The organism is Bacillus clarus (assembly GCF_000746925.1).
Lineage (GTDB): Bacteria > Bacillota > Bacilli > Bacillales > Bacillaceae_G > Bacillus_A > Bacillus_A clarus.
Map to the genome: position 1 here is coordinate 410,872 of NZ_JMQC01000008.1, position 26,247 is coordinate 437,118.

Annotated in this window: 20 protein-coding genes and 3 pseudogenes; 2 read left to right on the forward strand and 21 right to left on the reverse strand. The window is 35.0% G+C overall.

Going from position 1 to position 26,247, the window contains the following annotated elements:
- Positions 1 to 45: 45 nt before the first annotated feature.
- The gene (locus DJ93_RS02840; protein ID WP_042979099.1) at positions 46 to 201 is read left to right on the forward strand and encodes a YfhD family protein; all 156 of its coding nucleotides are present in this window, start codon (positions 46 to 48) and stop codon (positions 199 to 201) included.
- Between the two features lie 75 nt (positions 202 to 276).
- Here DJ93_RS02840 and DJ93_RS02845 read toward each other — a convergent pair whose 3' ends face one another.
- From DJ93_RS02845 to DJ93_RS02895, 11 genes and pseudogenes are all read right to left on the reverse strand, one after another.
- A complete protein-coding gene (locus DJ93_RS02845) occupies positions 277 to 2,133 on the reverse strand; it encodes a terpene cyclase/mutase family protein (RefSeq protein WP_042979100.1) in 1,857 nt (618 codons plus the stop codon).
- A gap of 102 nt (positions 2,134 to 2,235) precedes the next feature.
- On the reverse strand, positions 2,236 to 2,661 hold the full coding sequence (locus tag DJ93_RS02850; protein WP_042979101.1) for a divergent PAP2 family protein: 426 nt from the start codon (positions 2,659 to 2,661) through the stop codon (positions 2,236 to 2,238).
- Between the two features lie 77 nt (positions 2,662 to 2,738).
- Positions 2,739 to 3,680: an EamA family transporter RarD gene (gene rarD, locus DJ93_RS02855; RefSeq protein ID WP_042979102.1), complete on the reverse strand. Its 942-nt coding sequence runs from the start codon at positions 3,678 to 3,680 to the stop codon at positions 2,739 to 2,741.
- 104 nt (positions 3,681 to 3,784) lie between these two features.
- The gene (locus DJ93_RS02860) at positions 3,785 to 4,033 is read right to left on the reverse strand and encodes a DUF1294 domain-containing protein (protein ID WP_042979103.1); all 249 of its coding nucleotides are present in this window, start codon (positions 4,031 to 4,033) and stop codon (positions 3,785 to 3,787) included.
- Positions 4,034 to 4,258: 225 nt separating this feature from the next.
- Complete coding sequence (locus tag DJ93_RS02865) at positions 4,259 to 5,641, reverse strand: APC family permease (protein ID WP_042979104.1); 1,383 nt, start codon at positions 5,639 to 5,641, stop codon at positions 4,259 to 4,261.
- A gap of 572 nt (positions 5,642 to 6,213) precedes the next feature.
- Positions 6,214 to 6,354 (reverse strand): hypothetical protein, encoded by a 141-nt coding sequence (locus DJ93_RS02870; RefSeq protein ID WP_042979105.1) that lies wholly within the window; start codon positions 6,352 to 6,354, stop codon positions 6,214 to 6,216.
- Positions 6,355 to 6,411: 57 nt separating this feature from the next.
- Positions 6,412 to 9,774 carry a tubulin-like doman-containing protein gene (locus DJ93_RS02875; protein WP_042979106.1) on the reverse strand — a complete coding sequence of 1,121 codons (3,363 nt, stop codon included), beginning with the start codon at positions 9,772 to 9,774 and terminating at the stop codon, positions 6,412 to 6,414.
- A gap of 127 nt (positions 9,775 to 9,901) precedes the next feature.
- Entirely contained in the window at positions 9,902 to 12,001 is a 2,100-nt protein-coding gene (locus tag DJ93_RS02880; RefSeq protein ID WP_042979107.1) for a vWA domain-containing protein, read from the reverse strand.
- Positions 12,002 to 12,209: 208 nt separating this feature from the next.
- On the reverse strand, positions 12,210 to 12,548 hold the full coding sequence (locus tag DJ93_RS02885) for a VOC family protein (protein ID WP_042979108.1): 339 nt from the start codon (positions 12,546 to 12,548) through the stop codon (positions 12,210 to 12,212).
- A gap of 72 nt (positions 12,549 to 12,620) precedes the next feature.
- Positions 12,621 to 12,956, reverse strand: a complete 336-nt coding sequence (locus DJ93_RS02890; RefSeq protein ID WP_042979109.1) for a hypothetical protein — start codon at positions 12,954 to 12,956, stop codon at positions 12,621 to 12,623.
- A 153-nt stretch (positions 12,957 to 13,109) separates the two neighbouring features.
- Positions 13,110 to 13,435: pseudogene (locus DJ93_RS02895) on the reverse strand (hypothetical protein).
- A gap of 239 nt (positions 13,436 to 13,674) precedes the next feature.
- Here DJ93_RS02895 and DJ93_RS02900 point away from each other — a divergent pair.
- Complete coding sequence (locus DJ93_RS02900; protein ID WP_042979110.1) at positions 13,675 to 14,049, forward strand: hypothetical protein; 375 nt, start codon at positions 13,675 to 13,677, stop codon at positions 14,047 to 14,049.
- A gap of 50 nt (positions 14,050 to 14,099) precedes the next feature.
- Here the strand turns inward: DJ93_RS02900 and DJ93_RS02905 are convergent, their stop codons facing one another.
- From DJ93_RS02905 to DJ93_RS02945, 10 genes and pseudogenes are all read right to left on the reverse strand, one after another.
- Positions 14,100 to 14,819, reverse strand: a complete 720-nt coding sequence (locus DJ93_RS02905) for a class I SAM-dependent methyltransferase (protein WP_042979111.1) — start codon at positions 14,817 to 14,819, stop codon at positions 14,100 to 14,102.
- A gap of 115 nt (positions 14,820 to 14,934) precedes the next feature.
- Positions 14,935 to 16,638: a peptide ABC transporter substrate-binding protein gene (locus DJ93_RS02910; RefSeq protein WP_042979112.1), complete on the reverse strand. Its 1,704-nt coding sequence runs from the start codon at positions 16,636 to 16,638 to the stop codon at positions 14,935 to 14,937.
- A gap of 368 nt (positions 16,639 to 17,006) precedes the next feature.
- Positions 17,007 to 18,719, reverse strand: a complete 1,713-nt coding sequence (locus DJ93_RS02915) for a peptide ABC transporter substrate-binding protein (protein WP_042979113.1) — start codon at positions 18,717 to 18,719, stop codon at positions 17,007 to 17,009.
- A 327-nt stretch (positions 18,720 to 19,046) separates the two neighbouring features.
- Entirely contained in the window at positions 19,047 to 20,753 is a 1,707-nt protein-coding gene (locus DJ93_RS02920; protein ID WP_042979114.1) for a peptide ABC transporter substrate-binding protein, read from the reverse strand.
- A 350-nt stretch (positions 20,754 to 21,103) separates the two neighbouring features.
- Positions 21,104 to 22,366, reverse strand: a complete 1,263-nt coding sequence (locus DJ93_RS02925) for a dicarboxylate/amino acid:cation symporter (protein WP_042979115.1) — start codon at positions 22,364 to 22,366, stop codon at positions 21,104 to 21,106.
- Positions 22,367 to 22,594: 228 nt separating this feature from the next.
- Positions 22,595 to 23,386, reverse strand: coding sequence for an enoyl-CoA hydratase (locus DJ93_RS02930; RefSeq protein ID WP_042979116.1), 792 nt, complete (start codon positions 23,384 to 23,386; stop codon positions 22,595 to 22,597).
- A gap of 14 nt (positions 23,387 to 23,400) precedes the next feature.
- Positions 23,401 to 23,699, reverse strand: a pseudogene (locus DJ93_RS33615) (AMP-binding enzyme); the annotation flags it as partial.
- A 331-nt stretch (positions 23,700 to 24,030) separates the two neighbouring features.
- Positions 24,031 to 24,366: pseudogene (locus tag DJ93_RS02935) on the reverse strand (LCP family protein); the annotation flags it as partial.
- 57 nt (positions 24,367 to 24,423) lie between these two features.
- Positions 24,424 to 25,230, reverse strand: a complete 807-nt coding sequence (locus DJ93_RS02940; RefSeq protein WP_042979117.1) for an ABC transporter permease subunit — start codon at positions 25,228 to 25,230, stop codon at positions 24,424 to 24,426.
- On the reverse strand, positions 25,223 to 26,116 hold the full coding sequence (locus DJ93_RS02945; RefSeq protein WP_042979118.1) for an ABC transporter ATP-binding protein: 894 nt from the start codon (positions 26,114 to 26,116) through the stop codon (positions 25,223 to 25,225). The genes DJ93_RS02940 and DJ93_RS02945 overlap by 8 nt, the downstream gene beginning before the upstream one ends.
- Positions 26,117 to 26,247: the final 131 nt, after the last annotated feature.

The window sequence follows — 26,247 nt, forward strand, 5'->3', positions numbered from 1 at the left end:
AACTAACATTGCAACGCATCATAAAACACAAGGAGATTGTGTCGAATGAACAAAAAGAAACAAAACTTAAATCAAAACAAAGCTTCTGATGGTATTGATGTAGAGTTTTCTCGTGAACTCGCTGATCAAAATGACTTAGAAGCAAACGCACGTGCAAATGCCGCTGATGCACGTCAAAAACGCCAGTCAACTCAAAAATAAGGTACCGCAACGTTCCTTATTCTTTTCAACAGGGACCTACTACCCCATGAAAATAGACCGAGAGTATCTCTCGGTTTATTTTCTGTATTTTTTCATATAATGCGCCAAAGTAAGTAATGGATATAATTTAGCATAACTATGGTAATTTATATAAAATACACCTGGCAAAGCTGTACCAGTCGGATATTCTTCATTTTTAGTAGAATTGGCAAACAAATATGAAATCCCTTTTCGAATGGCTGGTGTTTCTTTATCATAATAAGAAATAAGCGCATCAAGTGCCCATGCTGTTTGTGAAGGAGTACTAAAAGATAAAGAAGCGAATCTTTTCTCTATGCTACTTTGCCCAGACTCCCCCCATCCCCCATCTCTATGTTGAATATTTTCTAACCATAAAATTGCTTTTTTCACGGATGGATGGGTTGAAGAAACCCCCACTGCTTTTAACCCAGTAAGAGCTGCCCATGTCCCATATATATAGCATATTCCCCATTTTCCATACCAAGATCCATTCCGTTCTTGTTCGTGGAGTAACCATTTAATTGCACACTCTTTTTGCTCGTCTGATAATTCATTTGGAGCATACGTCCCTAAAAATTCTAATACTCTACCTGTAATATCTGGCGTAGATGGGTCTGTAAGCATATCACCTGCATTTTCGATCGGTAAATTTGCTAATAAACGACTCGTTACCCCTCGTTCAAAAGCTCCCCATCCTCCATCCATATTTTGTAATCCCTTCACCCATTTGATCCCTTTTTCCCACGCCTCTTCAACTTTTGGATTCCCATCTCTACTTGGCGCTAATGCTCTAAGAGCCGCAGTTGTATCATCAACATCTGGAATGGTCGTATTTATATCTGAAAAGCCCCATCCCCCAGCCTGAATTGACGGGGCATGTACGCTCCAATCCATTTTCTTACTTTGCTGTTTTTTCAATAAATACTCTGTTGCCTTTTGAATCATCGGATCTTCTTTAAATACGCCCGCCTCTTGTAATGCATAACTTAATAATGCTGTATCCCAAACAGTAGACGGTGAATTTTGCAAATGACTCCCTCTTTCCATATTCCATATATAAGATTCCAATCCAGTTACAGCGTTCTGAATGACCTGCGATTGAATAGGGTGTCCTAATGCCAACAATGCATAAATCATATAAAACGTAGCACTCGCGTAACTATATAATGTTCCGTTTTCATCAATCCGTTCGTTCATAAAACGCTCTACTTCTTCATATCCTTTATGATGTAAAGAGAGCGGATAAGATAAAATCTTTTTCACATCATAAAGCAATGTTTGAAATACTGGTGATCGTTCTTCTCGGAACCACTGTCCCCCTCCACCAGTAATATGCTGTAGATCCGGAAGTAATTTTTGGGGCACGCGAAATCTTTTATTCACACATACCATCATCGGAATTAAGTGTATACGTGCTGAGCTACTTAACTCAAATATACTGAGAGGAGAGTCTTCTTGTAAAAATAAAATCGGCGTTGGAAAGTGAAAAAGTGAAGGATAATCATATGCTCCATGAACCGCTAATAAAAATTTCGTCATAAAATGAGCACGTGCAATACCTCCATGCTCCCTAATAAAAGCTTCAGCTCGCCTCATATTTACATCTTCTCTTAAAAACTGTCCAGAAGCTAGCAAAGCCGTATATGCTTGAATTGTAGCCGACAAATTACCAACAGGTTCATCCTCGTATAACTTCCAAGTCCCTTCATTTGTTTGAAGTGATACAAGCCTTGTCACAAATGGTTCTATTTCTTGATCTTTCCCTAATAATTTGAGCAGAAAAATCATATGACAATCTGTTAACAGAGCTCCTTCAAAACAAAACTGCCACGTTCCGTCTTGCTTTTGCATTGTTCGAAGGGCAGTAATTTTCCGATTCACTTCCTCACGCACTTTTTCAAGTAGTAACAACCTATTCACCCATCCTTTCTAAGTCCGTATACGATATTCCAATTAGCACACAATTATGTATGAAAACAAAGAAAAGCAGAACATGTAATATATACATTCTGCTCACAAACAATATCCAACTCCAACCACAATTCCTAATATAGCACCGACAACAACTTGATACGGTGTATGCCCGACAAGCTCATTTAATTTTTTATATTCCGTTTGTCTGCCGTGAAAAAAATCATTCAAGATCTTAGCCTGCTTACTTACTGCGAGTCTTACTCCTGAAGCATCATACATAACAATAATGGCGAAAATCGCCGCAACTGCAAATACAGGACTCTCCACACCTTCCACAACTCCGACACCTGTAGCAAGTGCCGTAACGGTCGAAGCATGCGAGCTTGGCATTCCACCCGAGGCAAAAAATTTTGCAAAATCAAACTCCCCTGTTTTTATTAATTTAAAGACAACTTTCGTTAACTGCGCTAAAAACCAGGAAAGTATAGCAGCCATAAGTGGATCATTATGTAAAATTGTTTCCATGTTTTCAGCTCCTCACTGACTATAATGGAAATTCTATATTATAAGTATAAAGAAAAATGCGTAGAAAATACTACGCATTATGATACTTTTGCTGATTTATTTTTAAGAAACTTCGGTTGCTTCCGTAATAAAAACTTTGTCTTTGCTATTGAAAATACAAATAAAGCAATCCAAATAAAGAAAAATGCCATCATATGAGTAGATGTAAAATGCTCACCAAAAACGAAAACGCCTAAAATTAAACTAATAGTCGGTGCAATATATTGTAAAAACCCAATCATATAAAGCGGAATAAGCTGTGCCCCTTTAGCAAAATAAAATAGTGGTAATGCCGTAACAGTACCAGCCCCTATTAAAAGAAGCGTCGATGTCATCGAAATAGAACCAAATGAACCAAAACCATGTGCGCCCGCCATAAACAAATAAATAACCGCAAGTGGTGTCACTAACATCGTTTCCATCGTAAGTCCGATCATCGCATCATAATTTAATAATTTCTTCGTTAATCCATATAATCCAAATGAAAATGCAAGTGAAAGAGCAATCCATGGAATCGATCCGAAACGAACTGTTAAAATAATAACCCCTACTCCAGCTAAACAAACTGCAACATACTGCCAAAAGTTCAGCTTTTCTTTTAAAATAACTGTGCCAAGTAAAATACTTATAAGTGGATTAATATAATAACCAAGACTTGCCTCAATTACATGATTATGATTTACGGCCCATATGTATACAAACCAATTTCCACTAATCAAAATCGAAGCAATCATTAATGAGATTAATAATTTAGGTCGTTTAAAAAGATTCACTAACTCTCCGAGAAATTGACGAAATCGTCGCGTTACCCCTAAAACGACTAACATAAAAACAAATGCCCAAACGATGCGATGTGCTAATATTTCTTCAGCTGGAATCTCTCCCACCCATTTCCAATAAATTGGGAGTATCCCCCACATCGTATAAGCACCTGCCGCATATATGATTCCTTTTTTTTGCAGTGCTGTTTGACTCTCCATCTTCCTTTTTCTCCTCTTCTCTTTTTTTCTTCATTATACGTTCTCACATACTCATTTTACCAATGTTGAATCTGTATTTCTTTCGACATTCCTCCTATGTGAATCTATATGTATATAAAGATGCCCCCTGTTATAATAACGAGCAACGGAATACCGAAAACAAATTTACTTTTATGCGTTTTATGATGAAACATGTACATACCAATCCAAGCGCCAATCGCTCCACCAGCTGCTGCAGATAAAAACAACGTACTTTCTGCTATTCGCCATTGTTTCTTCTTTGCCTTTTGTTTATCGAGTGCCATAAGACTAAACGCTACAACATTAATAATAATAAAATAAATCCATTTCATCGGCTTCTCTCCCTTAAAAAATTCGCTTTATGGTAACATGAAAAAACAATGTAGACAAATGAAATGAATTCATGAGATTCTTAATTCCCATACTAAATATGAATGGAAAAAGAGGGATTTCATCGCATCTTTCTACAAACACACCAATTCTATTTACACTTAAATGAAAATAGTTGCAGGTTAAAAGTTACGTCCTTTTTAACCTACAACCATTATTTTAATACGCTATACTCTATTTTCGTTTCTAACATTACTATGTTTTTTCGCATATATAAAATATATAAAAACACCTATAATAATCCAAATTATAAAACTGATTAAAGTTATTTGAGAAAGATTTAGTGCTAAATATAAACAGCTTACTATTGAAACTATGGGTAAAAACGGAACGAAAGGAGCACGGAATGGCCTTTTCATATTAGGGTGTGTCTTCCTTAATACAATTACAGCTAAAGATACAAATATAAACGCTGTTATCGTTCCCATATTCACTAAATTTGCTAATAAATTCAAGTCCACTAACCCCGCTAATAAAGCTGCAACCACACCCGTAATCCATGTGTTAAAAAACGGAGTTTGAAAACGTTTATGAACACTTGAAAGTCTTTTTGGTAGCAATCCATCTCGACTCATTGAGTAAGATACCCGAACAAATGCAAACATAGCAACTAACAGAACTGTTGTTAATCCTGCTATTGCTCCAACTGATAACAAGCCAGCAATTCTATCTTCTCCTACAATACGTAATGCATATGCAACTGGATCAGCTACATTCAAGTCCGTAAACGGAACAATTCCAGTTAACACGAATGAAACGCCTACATAAAGAATGGTACAAATACATAAAGAGACAAGTAGCCCAATCGGAACGTTACGTTGTGGACGTTTTACTTCCTCCGCTGCTGTTGCAACTGCATCAAAACCTAAAAAAGCAAAAAATACAGTAGCGGCGCCTCCAATAACACCATGAAATCCAAATGGAAGGAATGGCTGCCAATTCTCTGGTTTTACATATTGTGCCCCTACAATAATAAATCCTACAATAACAGCTAGTTTAATAATAACCATTATATTATTTATACGTGCACTTTCCTTCGCACCACGGCTTAATAAAAATGTAACAACTAAAATAATAATAACCGCTGGCAAGTCAATGATTCCGCCCTTACCCATCCCTGGTGCTGAAGCGACAATTGCAGGAATATGAATATTAAACCCTAGTAGCAACGACTGAAAATATGCTGACCAGCCAGCCGCCACCGCAGAAGTTGCTAATAAATACTCTAACATAACACACCAGCCTACTATAAAAGCAAAAATCTCGCCTAGTGTCATATACGTATACGAATACACACTTCCTGAAACCGGAACTGCAGATGCAAATTCAGCATAACAAAAAGCTACACATGCACATACAATCGCCGCTAACATAAACGATAACACAATCGCTGGACCAGCATGTTTTGCTGCCACAATACCTGTTAATACGAAAATACCTGTCCCAATAATTGCTCCAATTCCTAAAAGAGTTAGATCAATTGCCCCTAAAGTTTGATTTAATACTTTTTTCTTTTTTTCATCCATTACTTTCTTTATTAATAGACTCATTCATAGAAACCTCTTTTTCAAATTTATCCCTTGCTCATCACACTCTTTATTACTGTTGTGTTTACACCGTAAAAATATACATACTTTACTATCCCTTCCCTTATAGAATCAGTGAATCACGCTTTAAAAAATCAGAAAAATCAATCTTTTTGGAGCGCAGTAAACTTTTTGAAAATATATTTCGAAATAGTGCACCAATAAGAATCTTGATTGAATTTATCACACAATTAATTATATTGTCAACAATATAATTAATTGTTTTTAATCGGGTAATTATGTATAAAGTGTTATTTTTAAACACAACCGAACACTTGAAAATATTGATTTTCTCCAATTTTACCCACATTATATTTTTTTAATATTGATTTTTATACATCTTGTATTATGTGAAATTTATATTCAATTACCTTTCAATTAGCCTTATTATTATTTTAAGATAACGATGTGACTTTATTGTTTTTTTGAAACTCTATATTCTTCCGCTTCGCTCCTCACACATATTTAACATACGTTTTATTTTATACCTTTACTTTAGAAATCAATAGAAAAGCGCAGATTTTCATCTGCGCTTTTTATTCTTCCACTTCAATTTCTGTACTGCTATTTTCGATATACTCATTTTGAACTTCTTCCTGCATCTCCATTGAAATCATCGCATGATAAATTTCTGGATATAATCCAAATATTTGATATACACTTCCTAAAAATGGCATTAAAGTCCCTCTTTTCTAAAGTTGTATTGCCATATTTAAGGATGCCCTATCTCTTCATTACACATTCGTTTTTGTCCCTTCTTCCTCATCTTGAACATGTAGGAGGTTTTGCCATTTCTTATAAGGTGCACTATTTGGATCCACATATCCTTTCGCATATGAACGATCCCACAATTGTTTGACAAACATTTCTGTCTCTTTCTTTGCAACCATATCTGCACCGGCTCCATAATAATTTTGGAAATATAACTCTATTTCGTCAAGGAATAGTCGTAGTAATTCGTCGGACGTCTCTTCTAACGTTGGATCGTATTTCGCCTCACGATCGTACATTAAAATAATATCTAAAATATTATGGACATGTTCTTTACGAAGCCACCTTACATCTTGAGCTCCTAATACAAAGGCTTGCGTATATAAATGTCCACCTTGCAGCATTGCCTTTTCTTGTTCCTCTTCAAAACGAGATAAAATATTTTCATAAATAAACGGATTATGAAGCAATGCCCTGTGTAATTTATAACTTTCACTTGAAATATTTTTCCCCATAGACTGGATTAAAAAGCTACGACCGACACCGTTATATTGGTAAACAAACTGACCGTCAACAGCGACCAAGCTAATCCAGCGATACATGTACGCATAAAGAAGAGCACGATTACATTTATCGTAATCTAACTTCGTTTGCGTTGCATTCAAGTCTGGCATAAAAGCTGGTAAATGCCAATACTTATCTAAATGTGGTGTTAGACTAGATTTTTTACTATTTAATTTATTGACGCGGCGATAATAAGATTGGAAGTAATCACCTTTATCATTCATAAACCCATTTGCAATATGTCCGGACGAAAGCTTAGGAAAATCTTGTAGTGACAATCCGTAATGAGCACGATAGCAAATGACTTCAAATGGTGAAAAAGCTTCATTTACTGTATCTTTTTCTTTAAACATTTCTTGCAATATTTCTTCTTGTAACTCTTGTTTTAAGGACGGATGTATCCCCCAATATTGCAGCTCTCTATGATGAGCAACTTTCGGAATAAACGGACTTGCTAGATGGAAAAGATCTTCAATCTTTTCACGAACGTATTCATCACGATCACGTTTCTTGAAATCTGCTTCTTTTCGCAATGCTTCAATGATATTAAGCTCTAATTTGTCACAATATCGTACTTGAAGTTCGTCGTAGCAATAGCTCAATATATGTTCACGATAAAAATCTTCAACCTTTTTTGACTGAATTTCTTCTGTTTGTGCATCACGACAATATTCTCCATACAAGCTCATATAAATTTCTGCCGATATATCTTTTGGTAGTACTCCTAGATTTAAATGTTGCTGCATATCTTGCCAAATCTTTTCTTGTAATTTCTCTTCAGCTAATACGTACACATTTGTCGGATTCGTTTTCCCCTCAAATTCTTTGCTTCGTTTTTCAATTTCAAACAATAAATTTTCACGCGTCTCTTGTAAATTATCAAAGAATCTTTCCCAATATTGAATCATTTTATTAACCGCTTGATACAGTGATTGATACACGAGTTCTAATAGCATTTCTTTGCGATATTCGTTTAGCTTGTGCACATATTGCGTCACGATATCTTCGAATTCTTTCCGAAACATACGCTGCTGATTATAAAACATTTTTCCGAACCATCCTTGGTGCTGCGCAATTTCAACTCGGCGTACCGCTGTTACAGTTCCATCTATATTACTTACATTAAACTTCTTATCATAGTTTTGGATTAAATTACGCTTTTGTTCATTATTCTCATGTAATCGATGCATCTTCTCCACTAACTGCTTACGAATTTCATATAACATGAAACGCGCTGCCACTGGATGAACAGGGTCTGTTTTCTTTAAAAACCACGTATTCAGTTGATAGGACTGTCCCTCTGAACCACTTGGTGCAAAGCGGTCTGATTCGATCATGTCATATAAAAGAGTAGTTACATGCTCATGTACACGGCTTGGAATCGCATACGCATATAAACGAACCGCATGATCAACCCTTGCTACTTCCCCCTTCATTTGTTCCATCATTTTAAGTTTTGCAGCTGATATTTTGCACTCGTGCTGCAAGCGATTTAATTCTTCATCTTTTTGTACAGTACGATGCACGTAACTTTCAACCGCTTCTAAAAACAATTTCGACTTCGCAACACCCACTTTACCGCCCTCTGCACCTTCGCGCGTTTCATGATACATTTGTCTATAGAATATATGTGCTTGCTCTGGACGAGTAGCAAGATGTTCTAAATCTTCTAGATAACTTTTGCCACGCTCTGGTTTCTCACGCTGCATACCTCGTTTTACATCTTGATCATATCTTTGCTTCTTCTCCTGAAATAATTGGTCTAAATGAAGCCACGATTCATCCAACCCTTGCACTGCCCATTTTAAAGCACAATATTTCAAAACATGCTCATATGGATAAATGAGTTTTGCCGTTCCTGCCCCGCAATATCTAGCTTTCCCACTTGATTCTGCCAATTGCTGAATTTGATTATCTTCTTGTGCAAAATGACTTGTGGACATCGGGCTAAATAGCTGTAAATAAATCGTATTTGCCATTTGCTCCATATAATCCGATAAGTTATGCAAATGATGACCATGTAAATTCTCATAATCATATAAGAAACAATAATTATACGGCAAATGATGTTGCTTAATCGTATGATTCGTCCGCCCATCTTCATCTACTTGATCAGGTCGATACTCTAACTCAATCGTTACACCGCCACGCTTTGATAATTCACCTGTAGAACCGAGTGTAATCGCATGTAGCTCTTTTAAAGACGCATAACCGTTTGCTTGCACAGTTTCAAATTCTTTCGCGCTAACTGTTCTCGTCTTCACTAGTACATCTGGCATTAAAAAAGCACCACGTATTAAAATGTTATGATGCTGTAGTTTTTTCCGAAGCATTTCACGTAAGTATAAAGCAATTTGCAAAAACATACCCGAACCTGTACCTCCAGCCAGCGATGTAATGATAATAACACGAATACCATATTCCGTTTGATCACTTGTAACAGGGAAAATCTTCTCAATTTCTTGCCAAAAAGACGTTAATTTATCTTCTTTCATAGCTGCACGTAAAGCTAGACGAGAAATGACACGAAGTTGCCCTGCTCCTTCTGTTAGTGGCTTATCAAGAATAGTCGGATCCATCGGGAACCATTCTGGAATTGTTGGATCTCCTGCAATATATTCTCTCGGTGTTTTACTCGAACTCGTTTGCGTTTTAAATTTCCGAATATGATCAAACTTACTTAATGTATTCACATCCGTATCAAACACATGCATCGCTACCTTTTTGCGACGCTCCTCTGATAGCTTCTCATATATTTGGTGTGTGACAGTACTACCGATTCCACCTAAACCAATTAAAATCGTTGGAACTTGTAATGTCATGTGAACCACCTTCCTATTCGTGCGTGTTTGAAAAAAAGGTAAGAGAGCCAAGCAATTCGAGGCACGTTCGCTAGGCTATTTCAAAGAACGAGTACCGAATTTTTTTGAGCTCCTTCTTGCCCTTCTACTATTCACATTCATATCGGTAAATCTCTTTGCCATATCCTCTATCAATCAATAAAAGCTCATTCGGATATAACGTCTTATGCTCCATCCCTACTTCTTCTTCTGTTATAAACATTCCATCAATGATCATCCCGATTACTTGCGACTCCCTCGCCACAAATACAGATTTCGATCCTTTTTTCGCTATAAATGTTACAGATTGCACAGTCCTTCTTTCTGCTCGGAATGGAATACCAAAATAATGTTTCCACCATTTATTTCTGAGTAATTCTGGTTCTGACTGATATAGCCAATCTTTCGCTACTTCTTGATCCCATTCGTAATATAATAATGCTTTCCGATGGAATCTCGGCCGAACAATCCATCCTAAAATAATAATTCCTACTATTAAAAGTAATAAAGTGATAGGAATTACAAATTTAAAAATGAGCGCATACTTCTCAAAAAATGGCGCATTTTCAATGTGAAGCGAAATCTTTTCCTTTACTTCTTGTAATTTTGAATCATTAATAGTGATGGTAGCTTCTACGGTGCCTGTATCTGTAAAATTGAATGTGTCGGAGTAATAAGGACGAGGATAAACATAAATTTGATTACTATGTTGTTTTAATTCATAGTTGATTGATTGATTAGATGTGACACCAGTAGATTTTAATAGTTTTTTTACCGCCTCTTCTGTCATCGGTTTATCATTTAAAAGCGGCTGTAAAATAAATGGTTTACTATTTTCTAAATTTGTTACTTTTTCTTCATAACCTTTCGTAACAGCTTGAAGTGATAATTTCGATTTTTCGGCTGTATCAATCTTGAATTCTTTCGTCTGCCTATAAAATCCCTTTATATTCATATGAACTTTTCCGCGTACTAACTCTTTACCAACTTTTGTCTCGTAATAAAACACATGCCTTTTATCGTCCCAATTCATCGGATATTGCTTCCCATCTATTTCTACTTCTGCTTCAAAATAAGAAGACTGAATTGGTAGTTCAGTAGGCTTTGCTTCAATAACAGCCGTTACACCTTCATACATTTTCTCAACAGTTTTTCTATCTTTATCATCTTTGTCATACGTAGAAACAGTATAATTAAGTGCCGGTTCAACAAGTACCTGTAATCCTTCTTTTTCAATGTCTTGATCCACTTCTATCGAATATGTCCCAGGCTTAATTACTTCCTGATTCACCGTACTCATATGCACTATACTTCCGTATAATTTAGATTCTCCTGGTGCATGTATAGAAAAAGAAGATTGTAACTGTAATGGCTTAGAAATTTGTACGACTTGATAATTAGACAAAGACGACGATTGTCGCACAAGTGTCATACGCTTTAATGGAAAGGGCGTTGTAATCTCCACTTTTTTTCCGGATATTTTCGTTTTCACAATCGATTCAACAGAAGAAAACGGATCACGATTTGCAACTAATGCTGCAACTTGATTCACACTTTGTACAATACCATCCTCACCGCTAGACGGCATGACAACACCGTTCATTTCTTTTTTCCAAACCCCTTTAAACGTATTTAACTGCTGCTTTTCTTGCTGTCCTAAATCCTCTTCCATCGTTATTAATACTGGATGCAATGAAATCTTTTTCGAATCCATTTCTTTCTTAAACTGCTCTAATTTTTGAGTAATTTGCTCTTTTCCGCCAACCTTATCTTTCTCTAAATCATTAAATGCCCCGTCAGTTAATACAATAAGCCAAAATTCACGTTTCCCATTTATATCCGCTTCCTTTTTTATAGATTGCATCGCCGTTTCAACCGCACTAAATGGGGTATTTAAATAATTTTTCCACGCCCCAATTCCATCAATTTCTTTTTGTCTTTTATCATTTGTCAATGTGATATTTAACGGATCATTAGGACGGCTCATCAGAACGTACGAAAATCTATCTTTCTCATCTAATAGTGCAACTAAACTTTGCAAAGCATAATTGGCATACTTCCAGCGATCGTTATTTCTCATGCTGCCCGAATCATCATATACAAGTGAAACGACCCTTTCCTTTGCCTCCTCTCCTTTTGCAAAAGTCCAAAAAGGATGTAAACATATCAATAGAAAACACATGAATGTGGCACAAATTCGAATTTTCATGATGAGGCTTCGCCACCTTTGTAGACAAATTCCTATGTTTAATTTTATGAGAGGAAACAAGATATATGACTTGTATTTTAGGACAACACACTCGACATAACTTTATTATGTAAACAAAATAAAAAGTCTGCTTTGAAATACAACCCTCCAAACAGACCTTTCATACTTTTCAAATTAAAAACACTTATCAAAAAGTTTGATTTTTTAACTAGCAAAGTACTTCAATTGTATATCCTCCAGGTGCTTCAACGTAAAACGTGTACGCATGTGCATGTTGAGGAGGGGTGACCTGATAGCCGTCCTCCTTCAATCTTTGATTGATCTTATTAACTTGTTCTTCATTCTCTTGCGGAAAACCTACATGAAATGTTTTCGGATAATGTACCTCTTTTCCTTTCATTAAAGTTAATACAAACCCACCCGTATCATACATAACTGCAAAACCATTCCCCCTTGCTCCTTCACAAGTTAATCCAAAATATTTTTCTAAAAACTTTCTAGCAGCTGTCACATCTGTAACTGTCAAATTAAGATGATTTATTTTCATTCCACCAATCACTTTCTTAATTTTCTATCATTTTACCATAACAATAAAAAACACGCCTTTCATAGCGTGTTTTTACTGCTTCACATATACTGCAACGAGAGGATTATCCTTTTGATCCGCGTGCAAACGTATTTTTTCTTCGCTTGTATTATAAATATTAGCTAATAGCATGATTGTTAATACATTAGGAGTCTTTCCGTCACTCCCAAATTTCCGCTCAAGCGCCTCTTTATATTCAAAATCTAAATCACCTTGTACATATGTATACACTTCAAATCCATCTTTTAAATTGCAAACTACTTGGTCAATAATATCCGCTCCTACTTGATTCTTCATTTCACTTCGAAGCGCTTCTATAAATTCATTCCAAGGAACTTCATATATCTGAAATTGATCTGTAGACTCCATTTTGTACCCTCCTCAATATATACCTCTTCGTATATTTCCCCTTTCTTGTAATATATACAACAGTAAAAGAAACGTATATAACGAAAAAAATTAAAAATAAAAAAACAGCGAAGGAGCTTTCAAACTTACTCATCCGTTATAATACAAGTTCTGTTAATCCACTGTTTTCTTTAATAAAAATCTTCCTATCTTTAAAGTTAGCTTAAAGAAACAGTAAAACACAAAAAAGTTAAAGATAAACCCTATTGCATTAAATCCGAGCCCCCTCTACCGTCATAGGAGAAATTTTGTGCTGGTATACCAAAGTAAAGAAATTCCTCACCATTTAGTCCTGTTGTAGGAATGAAAGAAAAGACAATAGTAAAAATCAGACTTGTAACGTACAACTTTCTTTTAGTTAAATCCATTCTTTTTTTGTCTTTTAACAAGCTATACATGATTAAAACTACAATCCCTAAAAAGAAAAGTATTACTTCCATTTAACCTCCCCCCACTTATCTTAATATCTTTACCTTCTCGAATTACCGCCTATTATACATATGGACCGATACGTAATTTTACTTATCCTTCTATTTTTCGATTTCTTTCATGTTTACTTCCTATCATTCACCCACAATTCCACTAAAAGTGTAACAATTATAAGATATAGGTCATTCGTACAAGCCGCACTTGTCCCGCTTACATATCGTATTACTGTAATACGGAAGGAGGAAAGAACATGCATAGACAAAAATGTTATAATACATGTAGACGTTATTTTGGAAAAGTTGTACGAATTGAAGAGCGTAATGGTCGCATTCATTTAGGTAAAATTATTGATGTGACAGATGATTCGGTTTGGATTGAACCGGTTCGCCGCTCATCTTTTGATACGGGATTCGGATATTATAATGCATACGCTAACGGTGGGTGTGATATTTGCGGAGGCCTTAGCAGATGTGATAACTGTGGATTTGGATGCGGTGGTGGAAACGATAGATGTGGCTGTGGAGGTTTTGGTTGCAGCGGTTGTGGATTTGGTGGCGGCTCTGGCTTTGAACTCGGGTTTGGTTTTATTTTTGGAATTACTTTGGCTGCATTATTTTTCATCTAACATATAAAAGAGTTGGCTATTTCTTTAACCAACTCTTTTTTTCTATCCCTTCATTTTTCACAAATAAAAATACGATGGCCTAAAATATTTTGATACATATGCAAAACTTGTTCATGCTGTACCCATGCATCATATAACTCTTCTGGAATAAACTGCGATAGGTTCCACTCTGGTTGTTCCACTTGACCCGCAATCGTTTCTGCAATGGTACCACCACCACCGATTATTATTCGCTTAAAGTTTGCTTTCTGAAATAAATGAACCCACTCTTTTTCCATTAACAACTGCTTCATTCCATATAATTGTACTATCTTTTCTTCGTCTTCCTTTGCGATATGGTTCTCAATGATCATTTCAATCACAACAAGCTTCCCATTCTTCTGCAATACGCGATAGCATTCCGGAATAGACTGTTCCTTATTTGTAAAAGCAAGTATAGATTCCCCAAGTATTAGTTCAAATTTTTCATCAAAACATGGTAATTGTTCGACTTTCCCTTGAAGCAATTGTATTTTTAGCCCTTCAAATAGCCATCTATCTTTTGCCTTTTGAATCATAATTTCATTGTTCTCAACCGCAGTTACTTTATAGCCAAATTCCTTCGTCATATAAGCCGCTGTCCGCCCTGTTCCGCACCCTATCTCAAGGACATTTGCTCCATGTCTAAGTGGCAATTGAGCTAATAATTGTTTTGTTAACGTAAAACCGCCAGGGTGAGCACTCCCAATTCCGTAATAAGCTAGAAAATCGATGTATATGTTTCGTTTCATGGAATTCTCCTTTGAATTTTCTATATTACGTATATTCATCTTTTTAAAAATAGTGCAACAAAAAAAGCATTTCCAAGTGCTATACTGCAGCTTGAAAATGCTTTTTTCTCCTTTTTTATTTCTCTGTTACATATGCCCATTTGAAGCTGTATTCTGGGCTAATGTTATGTTTCACGATTCCTTTTACATTTGGTTGCATAACATACGATCTCGCATTTTGATATAAAGGTACAAGTGCTACATCGTCTTCAATTAACAGTTTCTCAGCTTTTCCTAATTCTTCCCAACGTTTTTTTGCGTCAGACATCCATTCCGTCTTACTTTTATCAATAATTTCATCATACTTTGAATTCGAGTAGCTCATTTGGTTCTGAGAATTTTTTGATTCAAACATATCAAGGTATGTCATTGGATCTGCATAATCCGGATTCCAGCCGCCATATGAGAAGTCATAATCTTGCTCTGATTCTAATTTTAGTTTTTGTTTAAATGGCTGAAGTTTAATATTTACTGTTACACCTTTTAAATTCTTTTCAATTTGATCTTTTACGTACTCCCCAACTTTTTTCGCATTACCAGTATCATAATTTAACAGCTCAATTGTCACCTGATCTTTACCGAGTTCTTTTTTCGCTTCTTCCCATGCCGCTGCTGCCTTTTTGGAGTCTTGTTTTAAGCCATTTTTAAACGACTCTTGGAAATCCTTACCATCAGGTCCGCTCGCTAAACCTTTTGGTACCAAGAAATCAGCTGGTTTTGAACCATCATTTAAAATAACATTTGCTAAATTCTTTTTATCAATTGACAATGCAATTGCTTCACGTAATTTTTTGCTCTTTAACGGCGTATCATGTCCTCCACGTTTTTGATTTAGACGTAAGAAAAACGTGCTAGGTTCCGTATATGTTCCAAACTCCTCTTTTTTATTTCTATATTTGTCAACGAACTCTCCAGTTAATAAAGCAAAATCAATTTGACCACTATCATATAAATTCACACGTGTTGCTGGCTCTTTTACAACACTATAGTTAATCTCATCTAATTTTACAGTCTTTTTATCCCAATACTGGTCGTTCTTTTTCAATTTCCAGCCTTGCTCATGTTTCCAATCAGTTAGAACAAACGGTCCATTGTAAACTGTTGTATCAGACTCTAAACCGTATTTTTCTCCTTTTTCTTTTACAAACTTTTCATTCAGCGGATAGTACGATGCGAATGCCATTAAGTTTAAGAAATATGGAACTGGTCTCTCTAACTCAACTTCAAGTGTATAATCATCAACTGCTTTTACACCTAATGTAGAAACTTCTGCTTTTCCTTGGTTAATCGCTTCTGCATTTTTAAGATAATAAGCAATAAATGCATATTCTGCAGCTGTTTTTGGATCTAATAAACGTTGCCATGCAAATACAAAATCTTTTGCCGTTACTGAATCCCCATTCGACCATTTTGCATCTTTACGAAGTTTAAATGTATATTTTTTGCCATCCTCACTCTTTGTGCTAGATTCTGCTACAGCTGGAATTGGCTTATTATCTTTGTCTAAACGATATAAACCTTCCATTGTATTCCCTAATATTTGCGCTCCTAATGTATCTGTTGATTTTGAAGTATCCATCGTCGGAATTTCATTTGTTTCAGTACGATTTAATACTTGCTTCGCTGCATATTTAATATCAGATTTATTTTCTTCTCCACTATTAGATGTAGTCGTCGTTTTCTTTTCTCCCCCTGATCCAGAGCACGCTGTTAACGCCATGCTCATCGCTAAAACTGGTGCTACAACCGCCGTAAACTTTTTCATCTTTTTTTTCTTCATTTTTGTACCCTCCCCAATTATATGTACGATGCGAATCTTGAGAGATTTTCTGCCAATTTCATTATCAGAAAATTCTTATTAATTAATATTCTACTTGTTTTTCCGATTTTGTAAAGTTATTTTTTAAATATTAAAAAAATTATACCAGTTATGATAGTACCATTATGTTTTAGTAGTTTTACTATAGATCCCCCATCTACTATATGTGAGTATTACCCTTCTTATTCTTCACTAGTATTCAATTTCATATATCATCATAATTCACTCGTGTTATTGTCTTATATGTATTAGAATAATCTTCTTAGATTTACTGCAAAAAAAAAGAATTTCAAAAGTAGAGTAACTACTTTTGAAATTCTTAAGTTCTATTATTTCCCTTCTCCCTCCGTTACATATGCCCACTTAAAGCTATATTCTGGACTAATGTTATGTTTAACAATTCCTTTTACATTTGCTTTCATTACATATGCTCTACCTGTTTGATATAAAGGTATCATCGCTGCATCTTCTTCAAGTAATAACTTCTCAGCTTTTCCTAACTCTTCCCAACGTTTTTTCGCATCAGACATTAATTCATTACCTGCTTTTTTCACCATTTCATCGTATTTTGGATTAGAGTAACTCATTTGATTATAAGGGCTCTTCGTTTCAAACATATCAATAAATGTCATTGGATCTGAGTAGTCTGGGCTCCAACCTGCAAATGAAATTTCATAGTCTTGTGCCGATTCTAATTTTAGTTTTTGTTTAAACGGCTGAATTTTTGTATTGATTGTTATCCCTTTTAAATTTTTCTCAATTTGATCTTTTAAATAATCTGCAACCTTTCTCGCAGTTCCATCATCATAGCTTAAAAGTTCGATTGTAACTTGATCTTTACCAAGTTCTTTTTTCGCTTCCTCCCATGCCGCTGCACCTTTTTTCACGTCTTGTTTTAAACCATTTTTAAACGTTTCTTGGAAATCTTTACCGTCAGGTCCCGTCGCTAATCCTTTTGGTACTAGTTGATTTGTCGGTTTAGAACCATTGTTTAAAATAACATTCGCTAAGCCTTTTTTATCAATAGATAACGCGATTGCTTCACGAAGCTTTTTATTCTTTAACGGTGTATCTTGTCCGTTACGCTTTTCATTTAAACGTAAGAAGTATGTACTTGCTTCTGAATACTCACCATACTCATCTTTTTTCGATTTATATTTATCTACAAATTCCCCTGATAATAGTGTAAAGTCAATCGATCCAGTATCATATAGGTTTACTTTTGTCGCCACTTCTTTTACGACACTATAGTTAATTTCTTCAAGCTTTACAGTCTTTTTATCCCAGTACTTATCATTTTTCTTTAACTGCCAACCTTGTTCATGTTTCCATGATGACATTACAAACGGTCCATTATACAACGTTGTATCTGCCTCTAAACCAAATTTATCTCCTTTTTCTTTTACAAACTTTTCATTTAATGGATAGTATGATGGGAAAGCGACTAAATTTAAGAAGTATGGCACTGGCTTTTCTAACTCTACTTCAAGTGTATAATCATCTACTGCTTTTGCACCTAATGTAGATGCATCTGCCTCCCCTTTATTAATTGCCTCTGCATTTTTAATATAATACGCAATAAACGCATATTCAGAAGCTGTATTTTTGTCAAGTAAGCGCTTCCATGCATACACAAAATCCTTCGCTGTTACGGGATCTCCATTTGACCATTTTGCATCTTTACGTAATTTAAATGTATATTTTTTGCCATCCTCACTCTTTGTGCTAGATTCTGCCGCAGCTGGGATTGGCTTGTTATCTTTATCTAAACGATATAAACCTTCCATCGTATTCCCTAAAATTTGTGAGCCTAATGTATCAGTTGATTTTGAAGTATCCATCGTCGGAATTTCTTGATTCTCTGTACGATTTAATACTTGCTTCGCTGCGTACTTAATATCAGACTTCTTGTCTTCCCCATTATTAGATGTAGTAGTCGTTTTCTTCTCCCCACCTGATCCGGAGCATGCAGTTAACGCCATGCTCATCGCTAAAACTGGTGCTACAACCGCCGTAAACTTTTTCATCTTTTTTTNCTTCATTTTTGTACCCTCCCCAATTATATGTACGATACTAGCTTCGAGAGATTTCCTGTTAATATTTTCTGAAAATTCTTTCTAATTAACATTCTACTAATTTTTTATTTTTTGTAAAGTTATTTTTGAATATTCGGAAATTTTTTGCGATAATAACTTCATAATTTAGTATTATTACTATATGATTTATCCCCCATCTACTATATGTAAGTACTACCTTCCCTATTCTTCTCTATTTATTCACATTCAAAATAAATTTTGTGATTTCTTTACTGCAAAAAAAAGCATTTCAAAAGTAGAATAACCTCTTTTGAAATGCTTTTTTGAACCCTATTATTTTCCGTCTTTTTCAGTTATATAAGCCCATTTGAAGCTATACTCTGGACTAATGTTATGTTTAACAATTCCTTTTACATTCTGTTTTTGCACGTAAGCATCACCACGTTGATATAATGGAACAATAGCAACATCTTCTTCAAGTAATAATTTTTCAGCTTTTCCTAGCTCTTCCCAACGTTTTTTCGCATCACCCATTAATTCGCTGCCAGATTTTTTAATCATTTCATCATATTTCGGATCAGCGAAGCTCATTTGGTTCTGAGAGTTTTTAGACTCAAACATATCTAAGAATGTCATTGGATCCGCATAGTCTGGATTCCAACCAGCATATGAAATATCATAGTCTTGCTCAGTTTCTAATTTTAGTTTTTGCTTGAATGGCTGAAGTTTAATAGTAACTGTTACACCTTTTAAGTTTTTTTCGATTTGATCTTTAACATATTCCCCAACTTTTTTCGCATTACCAGTATCATAGTTTAGTAATTCAATTGTCACTTGATCTTTACCAAGTTCTTTTTTCGCTTCTTCCCAAGCTGCCGCAGCTTTTTTCGCATTCGGTTTTAAACCATTTTTAAATGTTTCTTGGAAATCTTTACCGTCTGGTCCGTTCGCTAATCCTTTTGGTACTAAGAAATCAGCTTCTTTTGATCCATCATTTAAAATGACATTCGCTAAGTTCTTTTTATCAATTGATAATGCAATTGCTTCACGTAATTTTTTGCTCTTTAATGGCGTATCTTGTCCACCACGTTTTTGGTTCATACGGATGAAGTACGTACTTACTTGTGAGTAAGTTCCGAACTCCTCTTTATTATTTCTATACTTATCAACAAACTCTCCTGTTAATAAAGCAACATCAATTTGACCACTATCATATAAGTTCACTCGAGTTGCAGGCTCTTTTACAACGCTGTAGTTAATCTCATCTAGCTTTACAGTCTTTTTATCCCAATATTGGTCATTTTTCTTCAACTTCCAGCCTTGCTCATGTTTCCAATCAGTAAGAACAAACGGTCCATTATAAACTGTTGTATCAGACTCTAAACCATATTTATCCCCTTTTTCTTTAACAAACTTTTCATTTAGTGGATAATATGATGGGAATGCCACTAAGTTTAAGAAGTATGGCACCGCTTGTTCTAATTCAACTTCAAGCGTATAATCATCAACTGCTTTTACACCTAATGTGGAAACTTCTGCTTTTCCTTTGTTAATCGCTTCTGCATTTTTAATATAATAAGCAATAAATGCATATTCTCCGGCTGTTTTTGGATCTAATAAACGTTGCCATGCAAATACAAAATCTTTTGCCGTTACTGGATCCCCATTTGACCATTTTGCATCTTTACGTAATTTGAATGTATATTTTTTACCATCCTCACTTTTCGTGCTTGACTCTGCCGCAGCTGGGATTGGCTTATTATCTTTATCTAAACGATATAGTCCTTCCATTGTGTTCCCTAAAATTTGTGAACCTAATGTATCAGTACTTTTCGAAGTATCCATCGTTGGAATTTCATTTGTTTCCGTTCGATTTAACACTTGTTTCGCTGCTAATTTCTCACTTGATTTGCTATCACCACTAGAATTTGTACTTGCTTTTTTGTCTTCACCCGTTGTCGAACATGCTGTTAATGCCATACTCATTGCTAAAACTGGTGCTACAACTGCTGTTAGTTTTTTTATCTTTTTCTTTTTCACTTTCTGTACCCTCCCTAATTCCTTGCGTTCGTAGATTAAGAAATTTCTGATAATTCTGTTATTATCTATATATATTTATCAGAAGATTTCTATTAACTATTATTCTACTAATTTTTCGAATTTTGTAAAGTGGTATTATTGAAAATTTTTAAAAAATTATTTTTTTACAGTAATATTCATAAAAATTCCATATTTTCTCCCAACAAGACCTCTCATTGATGTATGTGCGTTATATTAATCACATTCCTTTCATTTTTCACACTATTTTCTGTGAATTATTGTTAATAAATAATGTATATTTTTAGGAATTTCTTTCTTACAAAAATAAAAAAGTCAGCAAAGCTGACTTTTTATCCGGCTATTTTTTCCCTCTCAATTTCATTTAATACCTTTGTATATTTTTCTTCATCGAATTCATTTTCACTTTTCGCAACAACTACAGTCGCAATACCATTACCGATTAAATTTACGATAGCACGTGCTTCTGACATAAATCGGTCGACCCCAAGTAAGAGTGCTAATCCTTCTAACGGAATGATATTCATCGCCGATAAAGTAGATGCGAGTACAATAAAGCCTCCGCCTGTTACGGCTGCCGCTCCTTTAGATGTAACTAATAAAATAGCTATTATGGTTAATTGTTGTCCAAGTGAAAGATCGATGTGAAAAACTTGCGCTAAAAATATAGTCGCCATTGATAGATATATTGTTGTTCCATCTAAGTTAAAAGAATACCCTGTCGGAATCACTAAACCGACTACTGGTTTTGAACAACCGAAGTCTTCCATTTTCGTCATCATACGCGGTAACACTGACTCTGATGATGATGTTCCAAGGACAATCAGTAATTCTTCTTTAATATGCGATAAATATTTCCACAAACTAAATTTATACAGTTTACAAATTATATTTAAAATGATAAATACGAATAAGGCCATTGTCGCATATACACAAATCATTAATTTACTAAGTGGAATTAATGTACTTAAACCGTACTTTCCTATTGTAAAAGCCATTCCTCCAAATGCTCCAAGCGGTGCTAATTTCATGACAATCGATAAAATGTTAAAGAACACTTTTGATAATCGTTCAAAGAAGTCTATAACTGGTTGTCCATTTTTTCCAAGCATCGTTAAACCTGCTCCGAATAAAATAGAAAAGAATAGCACTTGTAAAATATCTCCTTTTGCAAATGCTTCAAACATATTGGATGGAACGATATGTAAAAAGAAATCAATCCATTTCATTTCTTGACCAGTTTGTACATATTGTGAAATATCACCGCCCTTTAATTTAGACGGATCCAACCCATCACCAGGACGTACAATATTAGCAACTATAATGCCAATGATAAGAGCGAAAGTCGTAACAATTTCAAAATATAGTAATGCTTTCCCACCAACACGCCCTACTTTTTTCATATTCCCCATACTAGCAATGCCAAGTACAATTGTTAAAAAGATGATTGGTGCAATCACCATTTTAATCATATTGATGAATGTTTCACCAATTGGCTTCATTTGCTGTCCTACACTGGGCCAAATTGCCCCGACTGCAATACCACAAATAATCGCCACAATAACTTGGAATGTTAAATTCTTCACGATTCTCATTTTTCATACTCCCCTGTTTGTCTCATTTCTCCTTCAATTATGTAAATCAGTTCTAAAATGTATGCACGATAAAAGCCCCCTTGTTACTCAGTTGCAACCCTACCATTATGTTACACTATTATATTTAATTTTAAAATAGTATATCTTATTTATTTTATAATGACATACTAAATTCTGTTTAATTCCATAAAAAAAGTAGCTAACTTAATCGTTAACTACGTAGACTTTCTATTCATTTTTAAAATGCGGAACTCTTTTTTCAATAAATGCCTTTACTCCTTCTTTTACATCTTCTGTCTGAAATACTCTTCCAAAGTACCATGCTTCAATTTCAAGTCCTTTTCGCAAAGGTACTGCTGCACCTTCGCGAATTGCTAACTTCATATAAGAAAGCGCTGGAAGGGAAAATTCACCTATTTCTTCTGCAATCTCTTCCGCTTTGTCTAACGCCTTACCTTTTGACACAATATAGTTAGCCAAACCAATTTCTTTTGCTTCTTTCGCTGTAATAGGTTTTCCTGTAAACATCATCTCTTTCGCTTTTCCTTCTCCAATTAATCTAGGTAGACGTTGTGTCCCTCCAGCCCCTGGAAATAAACCTAATGTAATTTCTGGTAATCCAATCATTGCTTGTTCCTCTATTACCCTTAAATCACATGCGAGCGCTAATTCACATCCACCGCCTAATGCTAAGCCATTAATAGCAGCTATAGTAGGTTTAGAGAGATGTTCTATTTGATTAAGAGGCTGTTGTAATTTTAAGGATTTCATCTCGGCATATTTTTCACCTTTTCCCATCCAATCTGGAAATTCCTTTATATCACCTCCCGCCACAAATGCCTTTTCTCCAATACCAGTTATAATTACGACAATAATATGATTATCATTCTCTATTTCTTCTAATACATCTCCTAATTGTTGCACTACTTCTAAACTTAACGTGTTGACTGGTGGATTTTGAATCGTAACGACCGCAATACTTCCTTTTTTATTGCAAGTTACTACTCGCTCATTTTTCATAAAAATCCCCCTTTTTAAATATTATTTTTCATTACATGTTCTGATTTTTCACGCTCCCAAGCTTCTCCAATCCCTTCTTCTTTCAGCTTGAATTGTTGAATACGTTCAAGTCACCAATATATTGTATGTAACGTGGGGGCAAAAAATAAGCCATTCTTTCTTGATACTACTATATAATTTCTTCATAAAGTACTGTTTCACCAGCTTTACAAACAACATATACTTTCACATCTTCTTCTCCGATTTCTGAAGGAACACCTATCACCGTTAACTCTAGTATGTTGGGATGTGTGTTTACCATTCTTTCACTCTCCCCCTCTTCACCTTATGTTTGAAGAAATATGAAGCACAGCGCAGACCTTATCACCTTTTCAACCTCCATTTCATAAAGTGAAACTTTAATCAGTGGAGGTTTTTCCCCCACTGATTATTAGCCCACACCAATCGGGATTTTACGGGCAGTTAATGCGGGATAAAAACTAGCCGTCATTTTCACACTTCTTTCATATAATTAATTCCTTAGAAAAAAAAGTTGCAGAATTCAGCAACTTTTTTTTCTTTTATCCCATTCATTTTATTTTTACATCTTACTTCATAGACAATCCGAGATGAGCACGCAGTTTAGCAATAAGATTTTGCAGCTGTTATGCATCAGGATCATAATAATAAACTGGTTTTCCATTTTTCCCATTCGGTAGATAAAGGTCTTCCCCGGCCAATTGTATTTTCTCAACTGACGCGTTTAGTCTGTATTTATAAAAAGATAGCATGTCCTCTAATTCTAAATTCGTTTTAAAATTACCATTAATAGCCTCAATCATTTTCTCTATTTTTGTAATAGACCCCACACTTTTTAACTTTGTCAAAATTGCTTCAATGACAAGTTGCTGACGCTGTCCCCTCATTGCATCGCTATCAATATGACGCGTTCTAGCGAGAGCAAGCGCCTCTTCACCTGTTAATTTTTGCATTCCCTTTTTCTAAGGCAACAAGAAATAGAGCCCATTTAATTAATGGACTCTTTCTCTTCTTACTATTTATAACGGCAAATCCCTCTTTCTAAATACCACAATCGCTACTGAAAAAATACAAATTGCCCCTACTGTTAATCCTATACTTACCGGCCATATATTATATGTTCCTTCGGCAATTTCTTTCGGACGAAACAACGTAAATAATGATATATTTCTCATCCACTCTAACTTATCGCTTAATTTCCCTACCATATCTAATACGTAAAATACGATTGTTAAACTTGCTGAATAGCTAAGGGCTTTCCGTTCATCATTACATATACAAGAAAATAAAAATGAATAGGCACTAACTACTAAAAATACAAGCCCTCCGACTACATTTATTTTCAAAAATAATTCTCGATTTAAGTTATTATCTTTTAAAAACCATTCTGCACCTAATATACCGGCTACATAAGTAACAAATATAATGATAAGTAGCCCCAATGTGAGAATGATAGCTTGTGTGATTGCAATTTTCATCCTAGATACAGGTGTTGCTAGCAAGTATGCCATCGCTCCTTTATCTACATGACGAGCAATTAAATGTGTCGTAACTGTAACACTAAAAATTGTTAAAATAATAATAAACAATAGGCTATAGTACTCACCAGCTAAAAAATCAATTACATTTTGAATTGGTGTTTCCATACCAACAATTTTTTTCACACTATCAGGCATAGCACCTAGTAATTCATTTAAACCTTTCGCTGATACCATTGATGGGAATATCCAGATTAATAACCACAAGTAAAGAGCTGCACCAGTAGCATAACTCAATATACTTTTTTGAGTTTCTTTCAAACTAGCTAAAAACAGTTGTTTATTCATGCTTTATCCCTTCTTTCGCATCATAATAATGCATAAATAAATGTTCTAAATCCATCGCTCTCGTTTGGAGCGATGTCACATTATATTTTGAAAGTATTTGTAAAACTACTTGGTAATTCCCTTGTACAATAATGGAAGCTGTGTTTCCTTTCATAGTTTCAAATTGCAAATTACATTGTGTAAGAGATTGTAATTCTTCTTTCGTAGCTACTGTTACATCTATTACTTGTCTTCTCATTCCTTGTAAATCATGAACGTTTTCAACAGTTACAAGCCTACCTTCTTTAATAATAGCTACTCGGTCACATGTACGCTCTATTTCAGTGAAAATATGTGAGGACATAAGAATTGTTTTTCCTCTTTGCTTTTCTTCCAATATTAAATCTATAAAAGTTTGCTGCATAAGTGGATCTAATCCAGATGTCGGTTCATCTAAGATTAGTACTTCTGGATCATGCATAAACGCAGCAACAATCCCTACTTTTTGTTTCATTCCTTTAGACATTTTTCGAATCGGTGTTTTCACATCAAATTGCAGACGCTCTATCAATTCATCACGTCTCTTCGTTTCCTTTAACCCGCGCATTCCTTGCATCAACTTTAAAAACTCTAATCCGTTCATTCCTTCTATAAAAGAAATTTCTCCCGGTAAGTATCCAACTTCCCTTTGAATTTTCGCAGCTTCATCCCAACAATCTAATCCAAAAATTGTTGCTTTACCAGCTGTCGGTTTTATAAATCCCATTAAATTGCGAATAGTTGTTGATTTCCCGGCACCATTTGGTCCTAGATAGCCGAACACTTCACCTTCTTTAACTTGAAATGTAACATCAAATAACCCTTTTCCATTTGAAAATTGTTTTGTGACATTTTGGACTGAAATCATAACCTCACCTCATTTTTTGAAATATTATATGTTTGATATTTCAAAAATATTGTACGCCTCTTCTTTTACATTCGCAACAATTTTTTGAAATATTTTTATAACCATATTTCAAAATTATTGTTTTCACCTAA